The following is a 3,937-nucleotide window of genomic DNA, read 5'->3' as shown; positions in this document are numbered from 1 at the left end:
TCCGGATTATAGCTTCTGAAATTGTAGTTCATGAGGCCCTCAAAAAGCAATTATCATGTTGAAATTATATAATATTTTACCGAATTCGGCCTCATTTTGCAACTAATATTTGCGGGACAGACTCTTCTATGACTCTGAAGACAGGATGAAGAATTGCATCGAATCCATTGACAGACAGAACCATGTAAGAATATTCCCTATAATGAGCATTTCCATAGGGATTACAAGCACCAAAACCGGGACGCTTTCACACTATGGTGAAATCACGGAACGGGCATCGGAGATGAAAAAATATGCAAAACAATTCAAGGGAAGTTGCTACAAATTGGATAGAAGAAGAGATCTCTTTGCAGGGCAATCAAGACTTACCATGGATACTATTTCTCGAAAATAAATATCGTAAATATATTTTCGTGGAAAACACTAATTAAGGAAATGTTGTTTATGGAAAGAAAAATATTGGTCGTGGATGATGATGTATCTGTCCTGGATTTGTTTGAAGATTTTCTCCGTTCCTCCGGTTACGAGGTCCAATCGGCCGAAAATGCCGAGCAGACCATGGAAATTTTGGAGAATGAGGATATAGGGGTCATATTTCTGGACCTCAAATTATTCGGAATGAATGGCATAGAGCTATGCAGACAGATCAGGAAACATAACCCTATCCCCATCATTTATGCTATAACCGGATGGGCAGCCCTTTTTGAGATCAAGGAGTGCCGTGAGGCGGGTTTTGATGATTTTTTCACAAAACCAATCAGGGTTGAGACACTTTCCAGGGCAGTTGAGGATGCATTCGAAAAACTTGACCGATGGAAGGGCCGATATAATAGTCACCGGTTTTCTGACCAGCGTCAATTATAATTCCGGGTTGATTAAAAATCGATTATTCAAGTCCGACGAAAGGAGGACTGAACGATCCCAGATAATCAAGCGAGGAAACTGTTAAAGTCCAGCAATAGATACTTTCATCTCTCAATCACATACTTGACTCATGCCCTGCCTTTGTGCTACATCCAGGACATTATGAGACTGATGCTTCTTTGGGGCAAAAATTTTTTGGCAGACACGCCGCACATTGCCTCCTTTTTTAAAAAAGGGGGCTTTTTTTTGGCATGAATCGCCTCACTGCCCAACACATACTGGGAATATCCACCCTCTCACCGGACGAGATCCGTTTCATTCTGGATACCGCCGAATCTCTCAAAGATATCCTTAAAAGACCCATTAAAAAAGTACCCCCGCTCCGCGGCAAAACCGTAGTCCATCTCTTCTTTGAACCGAGCACCCGGACCCGCCTTTCATTCGAGCTGGCAGCCAAGCGATTGAGCGCGGACACGGTGTCAATTTCATCCAAGGCCAGCAGTGTTGTAAAAGGGGAAACCCTTATTGATACCGCACGAAATATCGAGGCAATGAGGCCTGATGTCATAGTCATGCGTCATCCCTGTTCAGGCACTCCTCACCTGCTCACAAAATACGTAGACTCGGCTGTCATCAATGCCGGAGATGGTATAAACGAGCATCCTTCCCAGGCCCTGTTGGACGTCTTTACAGTGAGGGAGCACCTGGGCCGTATTGAAAATCTAAAGATTGCCATACTGGGAGATATCCTTCACAGCAGGGTAGCACACTCAGACATACTGGCCTTCACAAAGATGGGTGCCGAGGTGGTTGTGTCAGGGCCTGCGACCATGCTTCCTTCGCGTCAATCCGAAGTCCTCGGGGCAAAAGTGTTCCTGAATATGGAAGAGGCATTAAAAGATGCGGATGTAATAATAGTTCTGAGGATTCAAAAAGAACGTCAGGGAAAGAGTTTTGTTCCTTCTGTAAGAGAGTATGCAATGTTCTTCGGTCTCAGCCCTGGCAAGGTCAAGTTGGCCAAATCCGGGGCCTTGATCATGCATCCCGGACCTATCAATCGTGGGGTAGAGATGACGCCGGAGGTGGCAGACGGGCCATACTCCGTAATTCTGGATCAGGTGACAAATGGGGTGGCAATAAGAATGGCCCTGCTATCTCTACTTCTCGCAAGGGCTTGAAGGCTGAAGGCGCGGGTCAGTGAAGGTAAACAAAAGAAAAGCAGCTCTGAACGGTGAACCCTGAACCTGTGAACGCTTATCTATTTAGAAATGCACGAATAATAGATCCATCCCGGGATACGGATTTTACCGGTGATCTTCTGATAAGAGACGGAATCATAGCGGCTGCAGGGCAGTCTCTTGACGTTCCTCAAGATGCCAGGGTCCTTGATTTGGAAGGGAAATGGCTTGTGCCCGGGTTGTTGGATATGCATGTGCATCTGCGGGAGCCCGGGGAGGAATATAAGGAGACTATTGAATCCGGGACGGCTGCTGCTGTTGCCGGCGGTTTTACAGCAGTGGCGTGCATGCCCAATACCCAGCCGGCCAACGACTCTGCAGGCATCACCAAATTCATACTGGAAAAGGCCCGAAGTTCCGCCAGGGCAAGGGTCTATCCGATCGCAGCCATCACGGTAGGGCAAAAAGGAGAGCAGCTGACCGAATTCGGAGACCTCCTCAATGCCGGTGCGATAGCCTTCTCAGACGATGGCCTGCCTGTCAGAAATGCGGCAGTGATGCGTCATGCCCTTGAATATGCCCGGAATTTTGATGCGCTTATCATATCCCACTCCGAGGAACTCGACCTCTCCAGGGGAGGTATGATGAATGAGGGCCTGGTATCTATTATTCTGGGCCTCAAGGGAATTCCGGCAGCGGCTGAAGAAATTGCCGTATTCAGGGATATAGCACTGGCTGAGCTGACCGGGGGCCGTATCCATATTGCCCATGTGAGCACGAAGGGTTCGGTTGAAATCATCCGCCAGGCAAAGAGCAGGGGTGTACTGGTCACTGCAGAGACTGCTCCGCATTACTTCAGTCTCACAGAAGAGGCGGTACTTGGTTACAACACCCTTGCCAAGATGTATCCGCCCCTCCGCACCGAAGAGGACCGCCTGGCAGTTATCGAGGGGCTGGCTGACGGCACCATAGATGTTATTGCTACGGATCACGCACCCCACAGCGTCATTGAAAAGGAGTGCGAGTTCCAAATGGCTGCAAACGGGATTATAGGCCTTGAAACCGCAATACCCCTCTCGCTGGACCTTGTAAGAGATGGTTTCATTTCAGCGTCTCAAATGATCAGATGCATGTCCATTTCTCCCTCCAGGATCCTGGATGTGCCGGGTGGAAGCCTGAAGTATGGAAATTCTGCAGATATATGTATCATAGATCCGGAGGCGAGTTTTACCTTAACGCGTGAGTCTCTTCACTCCCTGAGTTGCAACAGCCCGTTTCTGGGAAAAGACCTCCAGGGCAAAGCCGTTCTCACTCTTGTTGACGGCCGCCCGGTATTCGATCCCATGGGACTGCTGCTTCCATAAATCCGGCCTGATTACTCTTAACATCTCTCTTAATTCTGTCGATAAGTACGGCGAGGGGCAATTGTCCACTCCTCATGTAGCTGGCCAACCAAGGTGTGTAAATGGTCGCAACGGAGGTTTTATATGAGTTCTTCGCATTCTGAAGATCTTTTCACAGAGACGACGGATAGCCCGGGTAACGGCAGGCCCAAAATCCTGGTAGTTGATGACGACCAAAGCCTAAGGGAGTTTCTGGAGATACTCCTTGCCAAGGAAGGCTACCGTGTATGGTCCGCACCCAGTGGACAAAAGGCCCTTCAACTCATGGACAGGGAAAACATATCCCTTGTCATCAGTGACGTAAGGATGCCGGGCATAGATGGGATGACCCTGCTGAAAAAAATCAAGACCAGGCATGCAGACGTCCGTGCGCCACGAGCACACTCGATATAGTTGAGATGTGCGCAACTGCACAGAAGATGAGGGTTTGGCCCCTCGAAGCCGGCTTGCAGGAGCAGGCTTCAAACCGCCTCAAGCTGCTGTGGTAAAGAG

Annotated in this window: 5 protein-coding genes; all 5 read left to right on the top strand. The window is 48.7% G+C overall.

Annotated features, from left to right (window positions below):
- The first annotated feature begins 145 nt into the window (after positions 1–145).
- The 5 genes from C4B57_11810 to C4B57_11790 all read left to right on the top strand — a co-directional run bounded on the left by C4B57_11810 (position 146) and on the right by C4B57_11790 (position 3,838).
- Complete coding sequence (locus C4B57_11810) at positions 146–394, top strand: hypothetical protein (GenBank protein ID PXF50704.1); 249 nt, start codon at positions 146–148, stop codon at positions 392–394.
- A 50-nt stretch (positions 395–444) separates the two neighbouring features.
- On the top strand, positions 445–864 hold the full coding sequence (locus tag C4B57_11805; GenBank protein PXF50703.1) for a response regulator: 420 nt from the start codon (positions 445–447) through the stop codon (positions 862–864).
- Between the two features lie 251 nt (positions 865–1,115).
- On the top strand, positions 1,116–2,042 hold the full coding sequence (locus C4B57_11800; GenBank protein PXF50702.1) for an aspartate carbamoyltransferase: 927 nt from the start codon (positions 1,116–1,118) through the stop codon (positions 2,040–2,042).
- 68 nt (positions 2,043–2,110) lie between these two features.
- Positions 2,111–3,406, top strand: a complete 1,296-nt coding sequence (locus tag C4B57_11795; protein PXF50705.1) for a dihydroorotase — start codon at positions 2,111–2,113, stop codon at positions 3,404–3,406.
- Positions 3,407–3,529: 123 nt separating this feature from the next.
- Positions 3,530–3,838 carry a hypothetical protein gene (locus C4B57_11790; protein ID PXF50701.1) on the top strand — a complete coding sequence of 103 codons (309 nt, stop codon included), beginning with the start codon at positions 3,530–3,532 and terminating at the stop codon, positions 3,836–3,838.
- The last annotated feature ends 99 nt before the right edge of the window (positions 3,839–3,937 follow it).

The sequence above is a fragment of the Deltaproteobacteria bacterium genome (genome assembly GCA_003194485.1).
In the GTDB taxonomy this organism is placed as follows: domain Bacteria; phylum Desulfobacterota; class Dissulfuribacteria; order Dissulfuribacterales; family UBA3076; genus UBA3076.
This window is presented reverse-complemented; position numbering and strand designations above follow the sequence as displayed.